Source organism: Curtobacterium sp. MCPF17_018 (assembly GCF_003234135.1).
GTDB lineage: Bacteria > Actinomycetota > Actinomycetes > Actinomycetales > Microbacteriaceae > Curtobacterium > Curtobacterium flaccumfaciens.
The window spans coordinates 16,696-37,877 of sequence record NZ_QKSJ01000006.1; the positions used below are offsets into that span (position 1 = coordinate 16,696).

Below are 21,182 nucleotides of genomic sequence, written 5' to 3' on the forward strand. Positions count from 1 at the left end.
ACGGAAGGACCGCCACATGCAGGACCCCCACGACTTCGCGTCATATCCACCCGAGGACGTCGACGCGGCCGCTGATGTCGCCCGGCACGCCCGCCGGGTTCGACGTCGTCGACGCCTGCTCCCGCTCATTGGTGCAACGGCAGCGCTCACCGTGCTCGTCCCACTCGGGTACGCCGCGTGGAGCTACACGCAGTTCACCGGCAACGTGACTCACGTCGACGCCATCCCGAAGACCGCGAACAAGAAGCACGAAGACGTCGACGGCACCGCGCAGAACATCCTCCTCGTCGGCGACGATCACCGACCTCAGGGTGCGTCAGCGGAACAGATGCGTGAGCTCGGCACCGAGGACGACGGTGGGTCAATGAACACGGACACCATGATCGTGCTGCACGTCAGCGCTGATGGACGATCCGCGTCCATGATCTCCATGCCGCGGGACTCCTACGTCGACATCCCCGGCCACGGGAAAAGCAAGCTCAACGCCGCGTTCGCGTGGGGCAGCCAGGACGGCGGGTCTGCTGGCGGCGCCAAGCTCCTGATCAGCACCGTGCAGGAACTGACCGGCCTCACGATCGACCACTACGTTCGGGTCTCCCTGCTGGGTTTCTACGACATCGTCAAAGCGCTCGGCCCGGTACAGGTCTGCCTGAACCAGGCGACAAAGGACCCCTACTCTGGCGTCGACCTGCCCGCCGGTAAGTCGACGCTGAATGCCAGTCAGGCGCTGTCCTTCGTGCGGCAACGGCACGGTCTATTGCGCGGCGACCTCGATCGGCAGGTCCGCCAGCAGTACTTCCTCACCGTAGAAGCCAAGCGCATCCTGTCCGCAGGAACGCTGCTCAACCCGGTCAAGCTCAACACGGTACTCACCGCTGTGAGCTCCTCTATCGAAACCGACGACGATCTCGACATCGCCCAGCTCGCCACGCAGCTGCGACACCTTCGCCCCACCGCGATCCGATCCGCGACGATCCCTGTCTCCGGCACACCGACCATCACCGTCAACGGCAGTGCGCTGTCCATCGTGGAAGTCGATCAGGCTGCGATGCCGGCGTTCATTGAGAGCATCGTTGGGCAGCCCGAGCAGTACCAGAAAGCCAAGCCAGCAAACCCATCGACCGTGCACGCCGTGGTGGTGAATGGTTCGGGGACGGCTGGAGCAGCTGCGGCCGCAACCACGGCCCTCACCGCTCGCGGCTTCGGGATGGCGGAACCGAGTACCGCCCCGACCACCACAAATCAAACCCTCGTGCAGTACCCGTCAGGCTCAGAAGCCGCCGCCAAGGCACTCGCGAATACCGTCCCTGGGGCCGCCTCTGTCGAGTCGAAAAACGTCACGGCCGTGACACTGGTCCTCGGAACCGACGGCAAGAGCGTGCGTGCGACAGACGCGGCGAAACCCTCGATGCCTTCGGCGCCACAAGCAACGGCAAAGCCGGCGACCCCTGATGCAACGCCGACCGCGGGCACACGATTCGCTGACGTGCCATGCATCAATTGACCAGGAACGAGCGGCGCTCGAAACGTCAGCGGAATCAGCGGCGTCTGGACCGCACAGCTGTTGCGCTCCTCGTCGCCCTGCTGCTCACCGTCATTGGCGCGCTCGTCGCAATCGCCGCCATCCACGTCGAGACCCGTCCGGCTGCCAGCTCCCCAACGGCGCCCCCCGCACCGGAGTACTCGAAAGCGCAGATTGAGAACGCGGCCGCGATCATCGCCGCCGGACGATCCGACCACGTCCCACAGCGCGGCATTGAAATAGCCGTCATGACCGCGATGGGCGAGTCGTCCCTGCTGAACTTGGAACATGGTGACGAAGCAGGACCCGACTCCATCGGCCTGTTTCAACAACGCGACATCTGGGGTTCACGAGGCACCAGGCTGGACCCTGTCGCCAGTGCCCATCTGTTCTACAAGCAGCTGCTCGTCACCCCGTACTGGGACCAGCTCACCCCTACCGAGGCAGCACATGCCGTGCAGATCAACGCAGACCCCAATCATTACACGCCCTACTGGGAAAGGGCCGTCACGCTCGTGCAAATGATCGAATCCAGGCACTCGAAACTCATCGAGCGATACGCGTGATGCGGAAGTCACGGGCTGTGCGCCCGTCGCCGAAAGATCAGCTCGGCCGGAGATGAGAACCAAAGTCAAACATGTTCGGGACTGCTGCAGGTTCGGGTGATCCTGCGTTCGCGGGCTGTGCTCGATGCGCCACACCCCATCCACGACCGACACCAAGACCACCTCCCCCAGCTCCTCGGCTGGGCACGCTCGCGTGGTGGTCAGAGCGTTTCGCGGGGTCGTCCGTTGAGTTCCGTAGCGACTTCGAGGAGCCGTTCCGGGCTGGCCCTAGCCGGATCAGGGGCGATTCGATCCGGCAGTCTGTGTCAGAACCACTTCTCGGCGCGGTGGTCCGCCTGGATACGACGGATCGTGTTCGAGCGGGACCGGAGCACGAGCGAGTCGGTGTGGATGACGCCGCGCGAACGACGGACACCGCCGACCAGGACACCGTCGGTGACACCGGTCGCGACGAAGAACGTGTTGTCCCCCGTGACGAGGTCGTCCTGGTCGAGCACCTTGTCGAGGTCGTGACCGGCCGCGATGGCGCGCTCACGCTCCTCGTCGTCCTTCGGCTGGAGCTTGCCGAGGATCACGCCATCGAGCGCCTTGATCGCGCACGCGGTGATGATGCCCTCGGGCGTGCCGCCGACCCCGACGCACATGTCGATCGTCGAGCCGGGCAGGGCGGCGGCGATGCCGCCGGCGACGTCACCGTCGAGCAGCAGTCGGGTACCGGCACCGGTCGCGCGGATCTGGCGGATGAGCTCGTCGTGGCGCGGGCGGTCGAGGACGGCGACGACCATGTCCTCGAGGTCCTTGCCCTTGGCCTTCGCCAGCGCGCGGATGTTCTCGCCGATCGGCTTCTCGAGGTCCAGGACCCCGCGACCCTCGGGGCCGGCGGCGATCTTGTCCATGTAGAACACGGCAGACGGGTCGTACATCGAGCCGCGGTCGGAGACGGCCATGACGGAGATGGCGTTCTGGCGGCCGGCGGCGGTGAGCGAGGTGCCGTCGATCGGGTCGACCGCGATGTCGCAGGCCGGCCCGTGACCGTTGCCGACGTGCTCGCCGTTGTAGAGCATCGGGGCGTTGTCCTTCTCGCCCTCACCGATGACGACGACGCCGTCGAAGTTGACCGTGCCGAGGAACTTGCGCATCGCGTCGACCGCGGCACCGTCGGCGAGGTTCTTCTCACCACGACCGACCCACGGCTGCGCACGGATCGCAGCGGCCTCCGTCGCACGCACGAGCTCGAGCGCCAGGTTGCGGTCGGGCTGGAGGAACAGAGCGCCGGTCTCAGTCGTCAGTGCGCCGGGTTGGGGCACTGCCACGTTCACTGGGCAGCCTCCAAGATGCGCGCGGCTGCGCCTGGCAGGCGCACCTCATGTTGCCCGGCCATCGCGGTGAGGACGCGGTGCACTTGGCGGCTGTATCCGGATTCGTTGTCGTACCAGACGTAAAGGACGATGTTGGTTCCGCCGGTGGCGATCGTTGCGAGGCCGTCGACGATTCCCGCGCGGCGGGATCCGAGGAAGTCGGTGGAGACGACTTCCGGGGATTCGATGTAGTCGATCTGGCGTCGGAGCGGCCCTTCCAGTGACACGCTTCGCAAGAGGGCGTTCACGTCTTCTGCCGTGACTGGCTGGTCGAGCGTCAGGCTCAGGATCGCCAGGGACACGTTCGGGGTCGGGACCCGGACGGCGCTTCCGCTCAGCTTCCCAGCGAGATTCGGGAGCGCTTTCTCGGCGGCCTTGGCCGCACCGGTTTCGGTGATGACCATGTTCAGTCCGGCGGCCCGGCCTCGGCGTTCTGCCGGGTGGAAGTTGTCGACGAGGTTCTGGTCGTTGGTGAACGAGTGGACCGTTTCGACGTGCCCGTTGCTGATGCCGTACGCGTCCTCGATGACCTTCAAGACCGGCACGATCGCGTTCGTCGTACAGGAGGCCGCCGTGATGATGGGCTGGTCCGCGATGAGGTCGTCGTTGACACCGTGCACGATATTCGGGAGCGCGCCTTTGCCGGGGGCGGTCAGCAGGACTCTGGAAGCGCCGCGGGCAGCGAGGTGACGGGAGAGGCCAGCTTCATCGCGCCACTTGCCGGTGTTGTCGACGATGATCGCGTCGTTGAGGCCGTACGCGGTGTAGTCGACCTCATCGGGCGCATCCGAGTAGATGACCTGGATAAGGGTGCCGTTGGCGAGGATCGTGTTGTTGACGGTGTCGATCGTGATAGAGCCCTCGAACGGGCCGTGGATCGAATCGCGGCGAAGAAGGCTGGCGCGCTTAGCGAGGTCGTTCTCACCCCGTCGTTTCACAACGATCGCGCGGAGCGTCAGGGCTGAGGCTCCGCCAGCTCGTTCGACGAGGATCCGGGCGAGCATGCGTCCAATGCGCCCGAAGCCGTAGAGGACGACATCGCGGGGCTCCGACGGGTTCGATGCGGCTTCACTGAGGGCGGCGAGTTCGCGGCGGAGCCGGTCAGCGATGGTTTCCTCTACCGGGGATGTGCGGTGCTGTCGCAGGAGCTGGCCGATGTCGACGGAGACTCCGGGGGTGTTGACCCAGTCCAAAGCGGTGAGCACGCTGAGGGTTTCGGTGATCGATGGGGGCTCTTCATCGATGTGGCGGCTGTAGCGGTGCGCCTTGAGGATGCCGATGGGTGACTGGCCGAGGAGTGGTCGGCCGAAGAGCGAGACCACGACCCCTCGTTCCCGGTACAGGCGCCCGATGATGGGGATCGCTGCCTCCGCGTGGGCGAGGTCGTCGTCCCATTGGATTTGCTGGTGTTCTCGGATCTGCATTGTCTGGTCTCCGGTGTTCATACGTGCGCTCCGATCGGGGTGGTGCCCACTTCGAGTGCTTCTTGGAAAACGTCCAGGGCGCCGAGTTGACCGCCCTTGAGGACGACTTCGAACGAGCCGAGGTCGGGGTCGTCGGAGGTGACCGACCCGAGGAGAAGGTCCGTACCGACGGTCCCGATTGCCGTTAGCGTCGCCGCCTTCAAACCGGTGAGCACGAACCCTGATGTGTCCCCGCCTGCGACGAAGATTCGGGGAACGTCGACGTGTCGCTTGACGTCGCGGATGACGGCTGCCAGCGCGTGCCCGACGGATGCCGAGTCGACGGGCCCGGTTGCGCGCAGGAGTCGCTGGTGGGCGGTGTAGACGATCACGCCCGGTGTTGATTCGAACGCCGCCGCGGCGGCTGTTGCCACCCGGTCGATCGCGTCAGGTGTCACGTCTGTCGGGTCAAGCGCGATCGCCGTCCACCCGTTCGCGACGGCTTCGTCGATCTGCTCCGTCGTTCGCCGTGACGCGGACCCAGAGACAACGAGGCAGCGGGCTGGCGCCGGGCCGGTGAGGTTATGGCCGGCCCATCCGGCTCCCGTCTCACCGAGCGCTGCGGCAAGCCCGGTGGCAAGGCCGCCCGAGCCGACGGTGAAGAGCTTGCTCGGTGATGTGGTGAGCAGCGCCGCAGCGGCAGATTCGAGGTCTGTGGTTTCCAGGCTGTCCAGGACGAACGCGTTCACGCCGGTCGCTGCGAGCAGGGAGATGGCGTCAGCTCCTCGACCCGCGCGGAGTTCTGTGATGGGCACCCCGCCAACGTTGGTACCGAGTTGCTCGGCGAAGTGAAGGCGGAGATCGGCCTCGTGCATGGGCGTAACGGCGTGGTTCGCCATCGCGTTCACGCGGTCGAGACGGTGGATGCCGTTCGCGTCGCGTCCGAAGTGGTTTGCGAACACCGTGTATCGCCCAAGGTCCGGCTGCGCGACGAGGATGCCAACGGGGCCGGAACCGAAGCGGCGCCGGCCGGCGTCGACGGCGGGCTTGATGTTGCCGAACTCCGGCGAGGAGTCGGCGGTGGAGCAGATTTTGTACTGTACGACGCGCGGGTCGATGCTCTCGAGCAGCGCGAACGCTTCCTCCACGACCGGTGCAATCTGCTCAGGGTGCAGTGCACGTGTGACACCTGCGATGCCGACGGTCCGGTGGGTGGCGGCCGCTTCGGCGAGTTCGTCAGGCGTCGGGGTGCGCAGGAACAGCAGGCCGGAGAGGCCGGCGCGGGCGTACTGCAGGAGCACGTCCGCGGAGCCGGTGAAGTCGTCCCCGAACCAGGTGAGGGGCCTGCTCATCATCGAGCCCCGAACGCGGCAAGAGCGGACTGCAGCGGCTGATCCTCCGCGGCGGCGTCGCTCACTGCTCGCCCGTCCGCTACGGCGTTCCACGCGCTCCGCATGCTCGCGACACCGGCCGCCGGGCCGTCCGGGTGTCCGGTGATCCCACCGCCGGCGAGCACCATCAGTTGGTCGGAGCCGACGAGTTCGTATGTCGCTTGGGCGGTCGCGGCGGACTGGCCGGAGGAGAGGACGGGAAGCGCGGGGGTCGTGGTGCCGAGGGGTGCCTGGATTGCGCGGATGCTCGCCAGGACGGAATCGTTGGATTCGAAGAACTTCGAGTTGACACCGCCGACGTGCAGGTGGTCCGCCCCGGCGAGCCGGGCAAGTTTCTGGAACACCGTGTAGTCCATGCCGAGCGCGTTGGAACGTCCGAACCCTTCGAAGCCGGCACGGTGTCCGTGGATAGGAAGGTCGGTGGCGGCGCGGACGGCGCGAAGGCCAGGCAGGCCAACGGTTGGGACCGTGACCATCACTGAGGTCCCGCCAGCTGCTTGCACGAGTTCCACGTTGTGCAGCATGACGTCGATGTCGTCGCTGATGTTGAAGGCGTACATCGTCTTCTTGCCAGTGATCTCAGCGGCCCGGTGGATCGCTGGCATGACGGTCGCGATGCGGTCGGCGAGCGGCGCGTACGAGGGGTCTGCGTTCAGCTCGTCGTCCTTGATGAAGTCGAGCCCCGCGAGTGCCAGTTCTTCGACGAGCTTGCCGAGCTTGTCCAGCGGAAGGCCGACGGAGGGCTTGACGATGGTGCCGACGACGGCGCCGCGGTGATCCGGGCTGACGAGTCGGCTGGTGCCGGCGATCCCTGCAGAGGGTCCGGGATACCGGTCGAGGACCGGTTGCGGGATTTCCAGGTCGAGCAGCTTCACGGCCGCGAACTCACGCAGCTCGTAGAGGTTACCGGCGACCGTATTCAGCAGGCTTGGAAGCGAGGTCCCGATGTTCTCCACGGGGAAGTCGATGTCGAGCAGCGCCGCGTCAGGTGTGCTGCGACGGTTGGGGTTCAGCGCCCCGGGAAGCTGCTCGAGTGGCGGCTCCACGGGGGTGAGGCCGACGACGCGAGCGCCGTGGCGGGCCTTGAGTTCGGCGCTTTCGTCTCGGACGCGGGTGAAGGTTCCGGATGACTGTTCGCCAGCGAGCACTGCAGCCGCCTGCTCCAGCGGCAGGTAGGAGCTGATCAGGTATCGGGCACGGAAGAAGGTGTTCGTCATCAGTTGCTTTCCGGGATCAGCAGGACCTTGCAGGAGTCCTGAGTGAGTAGGTCGATGGCGTGCTCGAACTCTTCGAGCGGGAGCCGGTTGGTGACGAGAGCGCCGAGGTCGAGTTGGCCGCTGCTGACGAGGGTGGCGATGGATTCCCAGGTGTCCCAGAGTCGACGTCCGAAGACGCCCCGCAGGGTGATGCCCTTCTTGTTGATGTACTGGGCGATGTCGATGGGAATGGGGCGGCCGGGATGCCCGACCGTCACGATGGTGCCTTCACGGCGGGTGGCATCGAACAGTGTCGGCAGCGCGGACGCTGCTCCCGACACCTCGAACGCCACGTCGAAGCCGCCGTGGTCGCCGGAGCGGTCGCGACAGAACGCGACGATGTCGTCGTCGGGCGTCAGCGTGTGAGCGCCGAGGTCCGCTGCGAGCTGCCGGCGGTACGGGTTCGGCTCGATGACGACGACGTCCGAAGCGCCCATGAGCGTGACGAGGCGGCTGAGGACCATGCCGACCGGTCCGGACCCGCTGATGAGGACCCGCTGTCCGGGTACGGTCTGTGCGGCCCGCTGCACGGCGTGCATGGCGACACCGGCGGGCTCCAACAGTGCACCGCTTTCCAGCGGGAGCGCTTCGGGGAGCTTGAAGCAGATCCGTTCCGGAACGACGACTCGCTCAGCGAATGCGCCGTCGAAGTGCATACCGAGGATGGTCAAGTTCTCGCAGTTGTGGGCGTTGCCGGTTCGGCAGGGGAAGCAGTGCCCGCACATGAGGTGCGACTCGAGGGCAACACGGTCGCCGACCATGACCGATCGGACATCCTTGCCGGTCTCGATCACGGTGCCGGAGAGCTCGTGTCCGAGCACGACCGGGAATGCCAACCCGAACGCCTTTGCGGAGTCGGTGTATTCAAACAGTTCGCGGTCCGTGCCGCAGACGGATGCTGCTGCGATCTGGATGCGTACCTCATCGGCGCGGCATTCGGCTTCGGCCCAGTCGCTGTGGAACTCGGCTCCGCGAGCGGGAGCGGTCTTGACTACTGCTTTCATGATGTCTCCGTGGTGCTGAACGTCGTGGGGATGGGTCTGGGGTCGTGCGTCATACAGCTGGTCGGCGGCTTGCGCCGTCAACGCGAACGGACGCTTCCACCTCACGGCGCTCTGCGGCTGCGGCTTCGGCTTCACGGGGGTCGTTGGCGACGCGGTACCGGTACCAGAGGGAGGTGACGATGGGGCAGAGAACGGCAGTGACCACGACGGAGGCGGCGACCAGGATCGTTGCCGATTCCGCAGACGACTCGTACGCCGGGTTAGCTGCGGCGACGATTGCCGGGACAACCGCTGCGTTACCAGCGGTTGAGGCTGCGGCGAGACCGGCGACTCCGTTGCCCTTGGTCAGCTTGTCGATGAGTAGCATCCACGCTCCACCGATGACGACGACACCGACACCGAGAGCGAGGCCCAGCAAGCCGGCGGTCCAGACCGCCGTCAGGTTGAGGGTCAGACCGAGGGTGAGGCCGAGGAAAGGAACCATCGCCGGCACCAGCGGGGCGAGGAACTTCCGCATCGCCGGATCCAGGTTGCCGAGGGCCATACCGAGCAGCAGCGGAAGGATCGCTCCGACAAGCGTCTGCCACGGGAACGCGGACAAGCCGGCGACGCCGAGGATCAGCATCGTCAGGAACGGACCGCTTTCAAGGGACATGACGCTGTACGCGCCCACGTCTTTGTTCCGGCCGAACTGCCCCATTAGCGACATGTACAGGCCACCGTTCGTGTCGCTGAGCGAAGCAACCAACGCGAGGGCAGACAAACCGGCGAAGATACCGCCCGACACGGGACCCTGACCGAGCACGTGCGCGGCGATGACGCCGACGACGACGGCGAAGGCGATCTTCGACGCCAGCAGCACGCCGCCCTTCTTGGCGATGTACGGCGTGGTCTTGATGTCGAGGGTGGAGCCGAGGCACATGTAGAACACCGCGAGCAGCGGGGTGAGGCCGGTGAAGAGCGCACCGGTGAAGGAGCCGAAGAAGGTTCCCGTACCGGGGGCTGCGGTGTTGATGATGGCGCCGAGGACGAGCGGAACCAGCATCATGCCGCCGGGAACACGCTCAATGGTGCGCTTGATGGGAATCGTCATTGATCTCTCCGTTGATGTTCGTTCGAACACGTCTGGCGGCGACGGTACGCTCCGCCCCCCCTGGTGTCAACCCGATCCCTTGCTCATCGGATGTTCGACCGAACAGGCCGGTAGAGTTGAGAAATGCACTCGCAGGCGACCGGCAGCCGGGAACAACGACAGGCGGAGATCCTGCGTCGGATTGTGGCCGGCGAGACCGCCGACGTTGGGACGCTTGCCTCCCAGTTCGAGGTCGCCGAAATGACGATCCGTCGTGACCTCGCAGCACTCGCTGCTGCTGGCAAGGTCGACCGGATCCATGGAGGCGCCCGAGCCGTACGGGCGCCGGTATTCGAACGGCGAGCCGGCGAGCGAGAAACCGAGAAGCGGGCCATCGCGGACGCGGTGTCACTCCGTATCCCTGGCGGACAGACCGTCGGTATCGACATCGGGACCACCTGCCTGGCCGTTGCCGAGGTGCTGGCTCAACGAGACGACCTCGTCATCGTCACTTACTCGATCCCGGTCGCCTCAGCCTTCCGCAGCTCAGCATGCCGGGCAATTCTGCTCGGCGGAGTACTCACGGAGGAATTGAGCCTTGTCAACGGCAACATCCTGGACATCCGCCAGAACGTTCATCTCGACACGCTCGTTCTCGGGTGCGCAGGTTACTCCGGCACCCAAGGCATCTCATACTTCGATCCCGCCGAGGTAGAGGTTCGTCGCGCTTTGGTGCAAGCAACGGACGAGGTCGTCCTGGCCGCCGACTACACGAAGTTCGCCGCCCGCGCGGCCTTCACACTCGGCCCCGCAGACCTCGTCTCACACATCGTGACTGACACGCGGGCGATCCTGGATGATGTGCCCTCTGCAGTCGGGGTCACTCGAGCGACCAGGTGATGGCTACCGAGGCGCCTCGGTAGGAGCCGGCACATGGCGAGAATTGCACGCAAACGGCCGAAAGGTCCGACCGCAGACTAGCGGTCGGGGGAGTTGAACGTCCCGCTCAGTGAGTCCGCCCCGGCGGGACTGCTGCAGGTCTGGCTGTCTCGGATCGGCCTGGGCAGCCCTTTCGCTGCCGCTCTTGGTCGTTCCGGTAGAGGATCCCCTACCAGGCGACGTCGCAACGATCGCTGATGCACCTCTGCGCGAGCGTCTAAGTGGAGCCGGGTAGCAGCCCCGGACCGGACGGTGAATGTCACAGCTGTTCTCTTGTTACTGCTGCTCCTGCCGAGCTTTCGATGGTTGATGCAACTTGTGCCGCCGCTGAGCGTCCGCGGAGGGGACCTCGCGCACGGCGATCGCGGCACCGAGCTCGAGTGCGGAGGCTGCCGTGACGATGATGAAGATGAGGTGCGTGCTCGCAGCAGTGCCGGTGTTTAGGGCGGTGCCGGTGAGGCCGCTGGTGTTTGTGGTGTAGATGCTGCCGAAAACGGCGACGGCGATTGACCCGCCGAGAGTGCGCAGGAGCGTGACGACGCCCGAAGCGGTGCCAATGTCACGTTGCTCGACACTGTTCTGCGCGATCGTGGTGGTCATCTGCTGCGTCCGGCCGGAGCCTATGCCCATGAAGATCATGAAGAACGCCGTGACGGCCATCGGTGTGTTCGTGGTCATGGTGGCGAGCAGGGCCGCGCCGATGATCAGCGAGATCGCTCCGATGATGGGGAAGAGCTTGTACTTCCCGGTGCGGGTCATCACTCGCCCTGCCACCTGGGACACGATGATGACCGGGACCATCATCGGAAGCAGGAGCAAGCCGGCTGCGCTGGCGGAGGCTCCCTGGACGGTCTGTTGAAACAGGGGTAGGTAGAGTACGGCGGCGAACATCTCAGCACCGGTGACGAAGGCAAAAATGCTGGCCATCGTGAAGCTCCGGGAATGGAACACGGTCAGCGGAACCAACGGTTCGGGTGCCCGCAGCTCCCACCAGACGAATGAGGCACCAACAACGACGGCGAGCATGCGCCTGTGTCTAGCAATGAGCAAAGAGCGCCGTCTGCGGTCCTCAAGGCGAGCGGCGCGTCCTGTTTGACCTGGGGATGGCCGCAAGACTGCCCCGCGAATCTGCCCGATGACGGGCCGCCAAATGCAACACGCAGGCTTGCGGCGCTACCCGTCGGAGGACGCCAGCGCGGGGTCCAGATCACTGCGCGCGCCCCGCTCGAGCACTTCCCTGCCGAACACCGTGTCCACCCTCGCAGTTCAGACACGCTGAGTGGCAGTCGAACAAGCTAGCTGGCGGACGACACGAGTCCCCGTCCACCGCTGCGACAGCTCAGCCCCATGTCACTTCAAGGGGTCGGATCCAAGCCGACGAGAATCACAGTTATCGCAGCTATCTGGTCGACCGAGAGCCTGCCGCGGCACCGACAGCACCGTGGGTTTGGCCGCCCTCGCGAGCCGACAAGTGCGTCTCGCGGATGATCGCCCGAACGTCTCTTCAAGGCTCCTGGCCGCCTTTCTCTCGTATACGAGCAATCCCGCAAAAACCCCCGATGAGAGCCGCCCTTGACGCACTGGACAGCACCCGGTTCGAGGGTGCAAGCTGCGGCCCATGTATGGTCCACCGCAGCCACCAGCCGCTCCTTCTCGCCGGCCTACGAGTGAGACGATCGGACGTTTCGCGCAGGCCGTCGCTCGGCTCGAGGTCGACGGCGACTGGCTTGTCGAGGAGCTGACGCAGCACCTGCGTTCGATGCAGCCAAACGATCCGTCACTGTCCGCCGACGACCGGGAGCGCCTCCTCGCTGGTGTGGCGTCCAGCTTGGGGATGCCAATCGATCAAGAAGCAAGCTTGATCGGCCGGGGCGAACTCCACCTGAAGATCGTGAGGACGTGGCTCAACTCCGTCTGCGCCACCCTCTCCGTGGAGGAGACGAAAGCCTTCCTCCAGATCGATGACGAGGAGCTTGTCCGCCGAGTCGCAAGTCGACACCTGATTCCTATCAAGATGAATGGACAGCTGCGCTTCCCCGATTGGCAGTTCGACCCTCGCAATCCGCCGATGAAGACGATCCGCGACCTTCCAGAGGTTTTTGAGTCCCTCGAGGCTGACGGAGCTGGTTGGCAGAGTGACGCGGCGTTCATGGCGACCCCTCAAGACTCGTTACGGGCAGCGGTCGCTACGACCCCTGCTCAGTGGTTGCTGGCGGGCGGCGCGGTCTCCGCGGTCCTGGACCTCATCGAGAGCAGGGATGCCTTGTGAGCGCACCGCTCAGCTCAGGAGAGAACGATTTTCGTCAAGTCCACGTCCAAGAAACCGCTCGAGTAGTCACAGGGCATCTAAGGCGATCCGGCAGAGCCACTTTCGGGTCTTGGGAGCAACTGACCGACGATGAGAAGGGAAACATCACCGACTGGGTTGAACTCGTCTTCTTGTCACAGATCGAGGCGTACGGGCCCGCTCTTCGACGCCTGGGTATCGACGACGTCTGCGATTGAGCGGGAGACCGCGAAGCGCTTCCAAGTAGCCGGCGACCCCTCTGTGCTCGGTTTCTATAATGACGACAGCGATATCTGGAACGGACTACCAATGGACTTCGAAGACGGAACCGATGCTGAATTGGACGACGACGACTACGAACTCGGGTTGGACACCGCGCTCGACGAAGTGCTGGTGCCTCGAGGGTGGCTTTCGCTGCGACGCGGCCACCTCGGTCCGGCGCAAATGTACGACACGTGGTACTTCGAGCTTCCGTCTGGTGTCGCGATGTTCCTTGCTCCCGTGGAGAAGCGCGGCTACGAGGTGGTTCACCGCATAGGCTCGGCAATTCAGGAGCCAACGCTTTACTCAATCCCTCGAGAACGCTTGATCGAGCAACTGAACCGCCTCGAGGCCGAGGGAACGCTCGCTTGGCCCACAGTCCTGTCCTAGGAAGTCGCCGGTGGGTCTGACCGCTGGCCGGCGTAAGCGGCATACGCCGTTGAACACGACGAACGACCCTGATCGATCTCGGCGGCAACGCCCTCCGCCGTGGCTCTCTCCGCCCGAGACGCCAGACCGAAACAGGATCAGTCCGGCCCGTCGGTTCGACGTCTGCCAGCCGGAACAGGAGACTGAGAGGTGAGCCCCAATCGGAACAGGACATGATGGCGAAGATGGAAGCCGCGGACGGCACGTCCGAGCGCAAGCGGATCTCAATCCCGAAGGTCGACACCTCCGTGCTCGACTGGTGGGAGCGTCAGCATGATGCGGGCATGTCCATCAGACTCCTCATCCGACGAGAGATCGAGCGGTCCGGCTACACGGACATCGTCCACGGGCGAGTAGAACAACGGCTTCGCAACGACCAGGTGTGATGTGGTCGTCGTCCCGCGAGTCTGACCGAACCTTGCTGGACGAGCCCGACCGACGCCCGCGCTACGTCTCGTGGGAGGCGATCAGACTGGCGCCACCGGCCCCCGCGTGGGGAAGACGACCGCGCTGGTCCCGGTGAGCCCGCGAAGATCGGCAAACGGTCACGAGGCCTCCTCACGCTGTCACAGCAGCCGGGCCTGCCGCGACGCGTACGAGCCACGCCCTGCCGCCACTCTCCTAGACGAAACAGGCGACCACCCTGAAAGGCGGCCGGCTGTTCTCGCTCGCGCCGATACGCACAGCGGCGCTACCTCTTGCTCATCTATGCCGGCGGACTCGCTGAGCTTCAACCTCAACGGGAAGATGCCTCCAGTCGCGCTCCTGATCCATCGACTTCTTGCGCCTACCGACACGAATGCCCGAGACGGTGCGGGAGGCAAGCATTCGGACGAGCCCCGCGCTCTCAGCGGAGGACCTCGACAAGTACGCCGCGGCGGTTGCCGGCGACGAGCCGTTCGAGTTTCACCTACGCGGGTAGCGCACCGAGCAGCTGGAAGGCGTGCTGCGTGAGCTCGGACCCGAGCTCACCGGCCATCGCCGTGGTGATCGCCAGGCCTAGCTTCGTCACGATCCCGCGGACCGCGTGCGGACGAGCCTGCCCATCGACCTCTGCTCGGAGTTCCGCGACGGTTGCGGCGAGCTCGGTGCGAGCCTGCTCGCTCTCGACGTCGTCGAGCCGGCGCGAGATCTCGTCGACGAGCTCGCGGGCCTGGTCCTGCCATCCGATGTTGATCGTCTGGTGCACGTCATGGCTGTTCTGCGCCACGTTCGCAGGTGCGTGGAAGTGGTTGTTGTACGTCGACCCGCCGGCCGTCTCACCGTTCGCTGGCTCGTTCACTGATCTGCCCTCCTCGACGATCCACCGGCCCTTGGCGGTAGGTGACGGCCGCAGCGGATCGGGGCGCTGGCTTGCTATCGGACCCTTGATGAAACGCCCCTCGTGCAACCACTTCCCGGTCTGCTCGAGATCCTCCTGCGTGTACGACATTCCCAAGTAGGTCGCGCCCGTCGCCAGGAAGGCGTCCGACGTCGGCGAAGCGCCGGCGTCGTCCTGGTCAACGACCCACACCAGGTACTCGTCCCGCATCCGTCGGCGTCGAGCGCGCACGTTGCCGCGGGCAGCCTCCAACGCCGTCCAGGCATCTCGGCCCTGTGCCGTCGGACGAGCGATCCAGCCACCGCTCAGACGCCAATCGACGGCGAGATGACCGGCGCACTCAAGCTCTCGAACCCGCCCCCGCAGATCATCCATGGCCGCCCGTGTCGGCTGATCCCCGAGCACGTCCCGCGGCTGAGCCTGCGGGATCGGGGTCCGCGCATCAGAAGCGTCGATGATCCGGCCGAGCGCGTCGAGCCGGCGGAGATCATCGGGGGAGTAGTCAGGCACGTCAGGACCCTACCCAGCAGGAGCGACACCGCCACGCCCCGTCGCGGCTCACCGAGCCGCCGAACGCAGCTTCGGCGGATGCTGGACCCATGAGCAGCAAACGGCCCGAGGAACGTCCGCTCGAGCGGATGGCGAGGGCGATCGTCGCGCACCACCTCGACACCCTCGTCGAACGCAGCGACGACGGCACCGCACCAGGTCAACCCGATGGGCTGATTTACCTCACGGACGGGTCCTACGCGCCCCTCGAGGTCGTCAGCGACAACGACGTCCCCCACCGACGCCTCAGCGATGCCCTTGACCGGCAGGGCGAGACGATCACCATCGCCCCGGATGCCCCCGGCTGGTACGTCGCCCTTCACCACGGCAGCAACCTCAAGCGCATCCGGCAACGCGTCCCCGAGATCCTGCAGGAGCTTCCACCATCCGAGTTCACCGACGGTACGGTCCCAGCGGACACCTGGGCTGCTGGCCCCGACCACGCCCACCGGCTCGACGAGCTCGCTGAGCTCGGTGTCGCCTACCTCGCCGCCTACCCAGACCGGCCTGGACTGATCGGGTTCGGCACCAAGGGGTGGAGCAGTTGGCAGGACCCCGTCACCGTCACCGACTGGATCTCCCGTGTTCTCGATCGCGAGGTCGACGTCGCCGAGAAGCTGCAGCGTTACGGCGGACCGGAACGGCACGCGCTCATCTGGGCGACACTCGGCAGCGCTTGGGCTGTCAGCGGTGCCCTCAACTGGCGCCCCGATGCCCCAACTCTGCCGAAGCCCATCGGACCCGACGTCGACGAGGAGTTCTGGGAGATGCTGCTCGGACCCGAGCACGAGCGCCGTCCACCGGCACCGCTGCCCGACCCCGACCTGCCCGCCCCGATCACGCATCTGTGGATCGCCAGCACCCTCTCCCGTCGCGGTGCGCTGCACTGGAGCCACGACGGCGGTTGGGAACGAACCGACTGGCGCACACCCGACCACGAAGACGACATCGACGCTGCGATCGGTCCTGTCGCAGCAGAACCCCTGGGAGACTCCACGGCATGAGCGAACTCGTCACGTGGGAACAACCGGAGATCGTCACCCGCCACGGCCGCCGTCGACCGGACTTCGCCGACGACCCGAGGTTCACAGTCTTCCGGTGGCGGGAGATGACCGACGACCTGTCCCCGAATGAGAACGAGTGGCGTTCGTACCGCCGCGACGACGAAGAGATCGCCCGACTACTGCTCGTACGCAACTACCTAAGCCACTCAGGCGACAGAGCAGTCCCAGCGCTGCTGATCTCCAACGTCGAGGTCCGCGCAGACCTGCGCGGCTCCAAAGACCACATCGGCACAGCACTCGTCGATGCGCTCGCCGCGGACCACCGCGACGAGGAGATCTACCTGGGACCGGCCATGGGGTCGGAGAGGTTCTGGGACCGGTTTGGGTGGCCCATGTGCGACTGCCAGGACTGCGACGGCCACGATATGGTCGTGCGGCGGCCGGCCTAGCTGGGGAACAGCCTCGGAGCGCGCTCGCTTAGCAAGTACCGCTCCATGTCGCCCTGCCGCAGCGGCACGCCTTCCCGCTGCGGGGTCGAGTGGTCGGTGTACCAGTAGAGCCGTCGCACCCCGCCAGCGGTGTGCTGCTGCGCGACCTGACGAGCCTCCGCCGTGGTGAACAGCCACACGCAGTCCACCTCCAGGGAGGTGAAGGCGAGCAGCTGCGCTGGGGTGTCGTGCGGGAAGTTCCAGCCGATCGCCAGCCGACCCCGCCCGCCGGCGGGCGTGCTGCGCTCCACGGTCTTGACCTGCATCGTGGTCGCCGCGCCTGTCGCTGGCGCGTAGACGACGAGGTCGATTCCCGCATCGGTCGTCAGACGTGCGCTGTCGATGCCGAGCTTGAGCAGCTGGTACTGCACCAGTAGCTCCCCAGCGGCACCGATGTGCTGCGTCGTGCGGCGCTTCTGCGGAGGCTCGAGTGTCACCAGGCGGCGTTCACTGAGCCGCGGCGTACGCGTCGCGCACGGCCTGGCTGATGCGTCCGCGCGCTGCGACCTCGTGACCGTTCGCAGCCGCCCACTCGCGGATCTTCGCCAGCTCGTCAGGGTCCGTGCGTCCGGAGGAGCTTGTCCGGGTACGAGTCGATCGACCGCTGGTCTTCCGAGCTGCCGCGACGTAGTCCGCGTACGCCTCGCGGAGCTTGTCGGCGTTCTCGTCGGTCAGGTCGATTTCGTAGTCAGTTCCGTCAAAGCCGAACTGCACAGTCTTTCCCGAGCCGTCTTCGATCGTCTCACCGGTGAGGTCGTCGACGAGTGTGGTCGTGATCTTCTGGGCCATGCTGCTCCAATTCGAGAGGTTTGCCCGAAGCATTGCACACGCCGCAACCTGTACCCGGCAGCACCGACGGATAGTCTCCGAGAGCTCTAACCAGCGTGCACCTGAGATCCGTGGCAGCGATGCTCTCGAACCACTGCACTGCAGACAGTTGAACGAAAGGCACGGCGAATGATTCGCGTCTACTTGGACCAGAACAAGTGGATCGACCTCGCGCGGGCGGCGACGAATCACGAGTCGGGCACCCAGTATCGCGCAGCGCTCGACGCTGCGCGAGCAGCGTCCAGCTCTGACGCAGCGTCCTTCCCTCTCGATCTTTACCGCTACGAGGAGACAGGGAAGCGGGGAAACGCACCTTCAAGAACCCGGTTGGCCGATTTTATGTTCGAGCTGTCACAACAAAGCACAATGGCCCGACCGAATGCACTCTTACCCGGCGAGATCGATCGTGTACTCAATCAGCGCTTCGGGCGACCCGCATTCCCTCGCCGGCCCGAGGTCTTCGGAGTGGGGATCTCCCACATGGCGAGCTCGTTGAGCCTGCCGCCACTCGACCTCAGCCCGCTACCCGAGGGACACCCTTTCAGGAGCGGGGACTTGCGCGCGGCCCTGGAGCACGCCTTCGATCGAGCTGTCGAGCACGGGGTGCTTCGGGCGGGTCCCGAGATGGCTCGAAGCATGGGCCTCGACGTCAAGATGAGAGCGGTTGCCGATCAATACGTCGCCTACGAGAGCTCGCACGCGGAAAGTTTCGAAAGAAAGCACCTAACCGGGGACGATCTTGAATTCGCTGTCCGCTTGACCGACTTCGCGAACATCAAGGTCGCGGTAGTCGAAGCGCTCGAACGAGTGGGACTGACATGGGCCGGTTTCATTTACGGCATGCAGCCTAGCGACGTGATGAGTTTCATGGGAGATCTGCCCACGCGGAACGTAACAAATGTCCTGCGAGCCGCGAAATTCCGGCAGAAGCAAAAGTGGGAGCGCAACGACTGGAATGACATCGAAGCCCTCGCGGTTGCGGTGGTGCACTGTGACGTAGTGGTCACCGAGAAACAGTGGGTTCACCACCTGCATCAGGCTGGTGTCGACGAACGGTACGGAACGACCTTGCTCAGCGATACCTCTAAGCTCGCCCAAGTGCTCGACGTGGCAGACGACGATGAGCCGGCCTAGCCATGCCTGCCGGGGCTGCGCGCTGAGTGAACCGCGACCCACACTTCGCGGCCTCTCGTCGTTACTGCGGAACCTGGGTGACGCTGGCGGTCTGCGGCTCTACGGGGCTACGGAACTTGGGTGACGTTTGCGGTCTATTGGGCCACGGAACTTGGGTGGCGCCCCGTGGGGCTACGGAACTTAGGTGGCGCACAGCAGTCGTCGGCCTGCGCGATCGACGTCCCTGGTCGGTGGCTAGGCTCGCCCTGTGAATGATGCGGATACCTCACCAGCTGCACTCCTCGCGCATCTCGCGGTGAGCGCGTGTGAGATGTCGTCCGAGCCGGAGCAACGCCGTGAGCAGGTGCTCGTGCAGTGGGGTCGGTTCGGCTCGGAGCCCGGTCTGCTCCAGGCCGCTGCGGAAAAGGTGGCTGGTCTGCGGCAGCCCCTCGCGGACAAGGTCGAGCAGAGCGATCGCAAGGCGCGGGCGAGGGAGTTTTGGGGCGCGCCTTCGCCCGAAGACGGGCTGCTCGCGATGCTCGACGCGCGGGCGCTGCTCGAAGAGCTCGCCCGCGAAGTCGACTGACAGCCGCGACATGGACACGGGTGGCATCCGCCTGCGAGCTGCAGGACCAGGGGACGCGGCAGAGATCTCGGAGCTGTCTCTCGCGACGTTCGGAACGAAGGACGGGTCAACCCCGGCGATGATCGCTGAGACCATCCCGTACTGGCGAGAAATCAAGGCGCCGATCGTCGTTGCGCGAGATGCCGACGGGCGGTTCCTGGGCTACGCCTTCGGTGCCCCGAACATCGCCAATGGGTTCGGCCGGGTCGATGGCCAGGTAGCGGTCCTGACACACGTCGCCGTTGTTCCTGACGCTCGTGGTGGAGGCGTGGGAACGGCGCTGGTGGAACGGGCCGTCAAGACGTTCAAGATGCTCGGGTACAGCCGTGTCTTCGCGCAGATTGGAGGCGACCTCGTGAGCTGGTACGAGCGCCTCGGTTGGTCCGTGGGGCTCGAGCGGCGATCGAAGACCTGGGTCGAGCCATACATTCCGCAGGACCACGAGTGGCACCCGGATGAGTTCGAGCCGGGGGAGTTCTCGCCGATCCTGCTCATGGGGTACCTGCCGCAGTATCCGCACCTAGCGGAGCTGACCATTGGGCCAGCGACACCACTCGTCGAGGCGACGTTCACGGTCGCGCCGGACGGGGAAGAGTCCATGCAGCGGGCCGGCGAAGCCATCGGTCAGGAGATCGCTCTCAACCCTGGTGTGGCGTCACAACTCCCGGTAGCGCTGGTCGATCTGCTCTCCGAGAATCGGCGACTCCCCACCGCTGTGCGGCAGCTGCTTCGCGATGCTGACGTGTAGCCGAGATCTGGGTTGAGGCCGCCGCGATCGCCGCTGTGCAGCGTGGCCGGTGGTAGCGGCTCGACGCCGCGCCACGTGTCGCACCGCCAGTCGAGTCCGTAATCGGCAAGGTGAGGGAATGGCACTTAGCGACTCAGACCACGGCGAAATGAGAAACCAGCTTGGCGCGCTAGGCCCCGCGCTCGCGCTAGCAGCCAGCGAGGCCAAGCCGAGGGCAGCGGCTGAACTCAAGCGAATGGCGGACGAGGCAGACGTCCACTGGAAGACCATAGGACACGGCCCAGACCTGCAGGTTGCCAACGCCATCCGAGATCTCCTGTCGCGCGTGATCCTGTTCAAGAAGGCGACCGGGGCGGAGTGGTGGAGGGCTCAAGAGCTGGCGAAGAGCATGGACTACTGGATGTCGAACTTGCCGCTGTAGTAGGCCGTAGCTTCCGCGCGTTCATGACCGACCACCAGATGGTCACGCACGACATGACACGACGCACCATGGTCGGCGTCCGCGGTAGTTGACGCTTTCCATCGATTCGTTCTGCTCTGACGCAGCGGATGAGCCTTCCGTCTGTCAGTCTCGACCCATGATTCGTTCTCACGTACGGGTAAGCCGGGGTGCTGCTGCGCTGACCGTCACGGTGTGCCTCAGTGCTGCTCTCGTCGGATGCGCCCAGCAGGACGCGGACCCACTCGAGGTCACGAACACGGCGACGATCAACGACATCACGGACAACACCGACACCGGCTACTACACAGTCGATTCCGCCGTCCTCAACACCACATCGTTCGGCACAGAGCTGACCCTCGGATTCACGATCCTGAACAGCAACGGGATCAAGTTCAGCCCGGTGTCGACGATCACGTTAAGCGACGGCACGAAGCTGACGTGCAAGGCAGATGATCCCCGGAGAGTGCCATCGCTCGTGGACACCACGGACTCCTGGGACTTCGCGTGCGATGCAGCTGAGTTCCCAACGGACGGGAATGACGCGGCGTTCACCGTTGTCGATGAATACAATTGAGA

The 21,182-nt window shown here is 65.3% G+C and carries 23 protein-coding genes; 13 read left to right on the forward strand and 10 right to left on the reverse strand.

The annotated features are described in order from the left end of the window. Positions 1-16: 16 nt before the first annotated feature. Both DEJ27_RS08375 and DEJ27_RS08380 read left to right on the forward strand, forming a co-directional pair. A complete protein-coding gene (locus tag DEJ27_RS08375) occupies positions 17-1,504 on the forward strand; it encodes an LCP family protein (RefSeq protein WP_111090718.1) in 1,488 nt (495 codons plus the stop codon). Then, positions 1,492-2,088 (forward strand): peptidase M23, encoded by a 597-nt coding sequence (locus tag DEJ27_RS08380; RefSeq protein WP_146244670.1) that lies wholly within the window; start codon positions 1,492-1,494, stop codon positions 2,086-2,088. The genes DEJ27_RS08375 and DEJ27_RS08380 overlap by 13 nt, the downstream gene beginning before the upstream one ends. A 305-nt stretch (positions 2,089-2,393) precedes the next feature. Here the strand turns inward: DEJ27_RS08380 and glpX are convergent, their stop codons facing one another. The 6 genes from glpX to DEJ27_RS08410 are packed head-to-tail and all read right to left on the reverse strand — an operon-like array spanning position 2,394 to position 9,593. Further along, positions 2,394-3,377 carry a class II fructose-bisphosphatase gene (glpX, locus tag DEJ27_RS08385; protein WP_111090814.1) on the reverse strand — a complete coding sequence of 328 codons (984 nt, stop codon included), beginning with the start codon at positions 3,375-3,377 and terminating at the stop codon, positions 2,394-2,396. A 26-nt stretch (positions 3,378-3,403) separates the two neighbouring features. Further along, positions 3,404-4,891: a glyceraldehyde-3-phosphate dehydrogenase gene (locus DEJ27_RS08390; RefSeq protein ID WP_375231893.1), complete on the reverse strand. Its 1,488-nt coding sequence runs from the start codon at positions 4,889-4,891 to the stop codon at positions 3,404-3,406. Then, a complete protein-coding gene (locus DEJ27_RS08395) occupies positions 4,888-6,201 on the reverse strand; it encodes a four-carbon acid sugar kinase family protein (RefSeq protein ID WP_181430119.1) in 1,314 nt (437 codons plus the stop codon). The genes DEJ27_RS08390 and DEJ27_RS08395 overlap by 4 nt, the downstream gene beginning before the upstream one ends. Continuing rightward, a complete protein-coding gene (locus tag DEJ27_RS08400; RefSeq protein ID WP_111090721.1) occupies positions 6,201-7,457 on the reverse strand; it encodes a RuBisCO large subunit C-terminal-like domain-containing protein in 1,257 nt (418 codons plus the stop codon). The genes DEJ27_RS08395 and DEJ27_RS08400 overlap by 1 nt, the downstream gene beginning before the upstream one ends. After that, complete coding sequence (locus DEJ27_RS08405) at positions 7,457-8,635, reverse strand: zinc-binding dehydrogenase (protein WP_258370316.1); 1,179 nt, start codon at positions 8,633-8,635, stop codon at positions 7,457-7,459. Before DEJ27_RS08405 ends, DEJ27_RS08400 begins: the two co-directional genes overlap by 1 nt. Continuing rightward, on the reverse strand, positions 8,550-9,593 hold the full coding sequence (locus tag DEJ27_RS08410) for a 2-keto-3-deoxygluconate permease (RefSeq protein WP_111090723.1): 1,044 nt from the start codon (positions 9,591-9,593) through the stop codon (positions 8,550-8,552). The genes DEJ27_RS08405 and DEJ27_RS08410 overlap by 86 nt, the downstream gene beginning before the upstream one ends. 123 nt (positions 9,594-9,716) lie before the next feature. Between DEJ27_RS08410 and DEJ27_RS08415 the strand changes: the two genes are divergently transcribed. Further along, the gene (locus tag DEJ27_RS08415; protein WP_111090724.1) at positions 9,717-10,472 is read left to right on the forward strand and encodes a DeoR/GlpR family DNA-binding transcription regulator; all 756 of its coding nucleotides are present in this window, start codon (positions 9,717-9,719) and stop codon (positions 10,470-10,472) included. A 315-nt stretch (positions 10,473-10,787) separates the two neighbouring features. Here DEJ27_RS08415 and DEJ27_RS08420 read toward each other — a convergent pair whose 3' ends face one another. After that, entirely contained in the window at positions 10,788-11,624 is an 837-nt protein-coding gene (locus DEJ27_RS08420) for an MFS transporter (protein ID WP_258370317.1), read from the reverse strand. Between the two features lie 505 nt (positions 11,625-12,129). On the opposite strand from DEJ27_RS08420, the gene DEJ27_RS08425 reads away from it, so the two are divergent. The 3 genes from DEJ27_RS08425 (at position 12,130) to DEJ27_RS08435 (ending at position 13,874) form a co-directional block, all read left to right on the forward strand. Next, positions 12,130-12,780, forward strand: a complete 651-nt coding sequence (locus DEJ27_RS08425; protein WP_111090726.1) for a hypothetical protein — start codon at positions 12,130-12,132, stop codon at positions 12,778-12,780. 327 nt (positions 12,781-13,107) lie between these two features. After that, complete coding sequence (locus DEJ27_RS08430; protein ID WP_111090727.1) at positions 13,108-13,449, forward strand: hypothetical protein; 342 nt, start codon at positions 13,108-13,110, stop codon at positions 13,447-13,449. Positions 13,450-13,661: 212 nt separating this feature from the next. Further along, entirely contained in the window at positions 13,662-13,874 is a 213-nt protein-coding gene (locus DEJ27_RS08435) for a hypothetical protein (protein WP_111090728.1), read from the forward strand. 524 nt (positions 13,875-14,398) lie between these two features. On the opposite strand, the gene DEJ27_RS17725 is transcribed toward DEJ27_RS08435, so the two are convergent. Continuing rightward, the gene (locus tag DEJ27_RS17725; protein WP_181430121.1) at positions 14,399-15,040 is read right to left on the reverse strand and encodes a hypothetical protein; all 642 of its coding nucleotides are present in this window, start codon (positions 15,038-15,040) and stop codon (positions 14,399-14,401) included. A gap of 368 nt (positions 15,041-15,408) precedes the next feature. Here DEJ27_RS17725 and DEJ27_RS08445 point away from each other — a divergent pair, with 368 nt between their 5' ends. Both DEJ27_RS08445 and DEJ27_RS08450 read left to right on the forward strand, forming a co-directional pair. Continuing rightward, the gene (locus DEJ27_RS08445) at positions 15,409-16,362 is read left to right on the forward strand and encodes a hypothetical protein (RefSeq protein ID WP_146244672.1); all 954 of its coding nucleotides are present in this window, start codon (positions 15,409-15,411) and stop codon (positions 16,360-16,362) included. Beyond that, a complete protein-coding gene (locus DEJ27_RS08450) occupies positions 16,359-16,811 on the forward strand; it encodes a hypothetical protein (protein WP_111090731.1) in 453 nt (150 codons plus the stop codon). The genes DEJ27_RS08445 and DEJ27_RS08450 overlap by 4 nt, the downstream gene beginning before the upstream one ends. Here DEJ27_RS08450 and DEJ27_RS08455 read toward each other — a convergent pair. Together DEJ27_RS08455 and DEJ27_RS08460 are read right to left on the reverse strand one after the other, a co-directional pair. Continuing rightward, entirely contained in the window at positions 16,808-17,287 is a 480-nt protein-coding gene (locus tag DEJ27_RS08455) for a hypothetical protein (RefSeq protein WP_111090732.1), read from the reverse strand. The two genes, DEJ27_RS08450 and DEJ27_RS08455, sit on opposite strands and share 4 nt — an antisense overlap. Before the next feature lie 10 nt (positions 17,288-17,297). Then, complete coding sequence (locus DEJ27_RS08460) at positions 17,298-17,672, reverse strand: Lsr2 family protein (RefSeq protein WP_375231894.1); 375 nt, start codon at positions 17,670-17,672, stop codon at positions 17,298-17,300. A gap of 135 nt (positions 17,673-17,807) precedes the next feature. Between DEJ27_RS08460 and DEJ27_RS08465 the strand changes: the two genes are divergently transcribed. The 5 genes from DEJ27_RS08465 to DEJ27_RS08485 all read left to right on the forward strand — a co-directional run bounded on the left by DEJ27_RS08465 (position 17,808) and on the right by DEJ27_RS08485 (position 21,180). Next, entirely contained in the window at positions 17,808-18,812 is a 1,005-nt protein-coding gene (locus tag DEJ27_RS08465) for a hypothetical protein (protein WP_146244673.1), read from the forward strand. Between the two features lie 247 nt (positions 18,813-19,059). Beyond that, a complete protein-coding gene (locus tag DEJ27_RS08470; RefSeq protein ID WP_146244674.1) occupies positions 19,060-19,377 on the forward strand; it encodes a hypothetical protein in 318 nt (105 codons plus the stop codon). Between the two features lie 118 nt (positions 19,378-19,495). Then, positions 19,496-20,164 (forward strand): GNAT family N-acetyltransferase, encoded by a 669-nt coding sequence (locus DEJ27_RS08475; protein WP_181430122.1) that lies wholly within the window; start codon positions 19,496-19,498, stop codon positions 20,162-20,164. 118 nt (positions 20,165-20,282) lie between these two features. Beyond that, on the forward strand, positions 20,283-20,585 hold the full coding sequence (locus DEJ27_RS08480; protein ID WP_111090737.1) for a hypothetical protein: 303 nt from the start codon (positions 20,283-20,285) through the stop codon (positions 20,583-20,585). A 157-nt stretch (positions 20,586-20,742) separates the two neighbouring features. Then, positions 20,743-21,180 carry a hypothetical protein gene (locus DEJ27_RS08485; protein ID WP_146244675.1) on the forward strand — a complete coding sequence of 146 codons (438 nt, stop codon included), beginning with the start codon at positions 20,743-20,745 and terminating at the stop codon, positions 21,178-21,180. Positions 21,181-21,182: the final 2 nt, after the last annotated feature.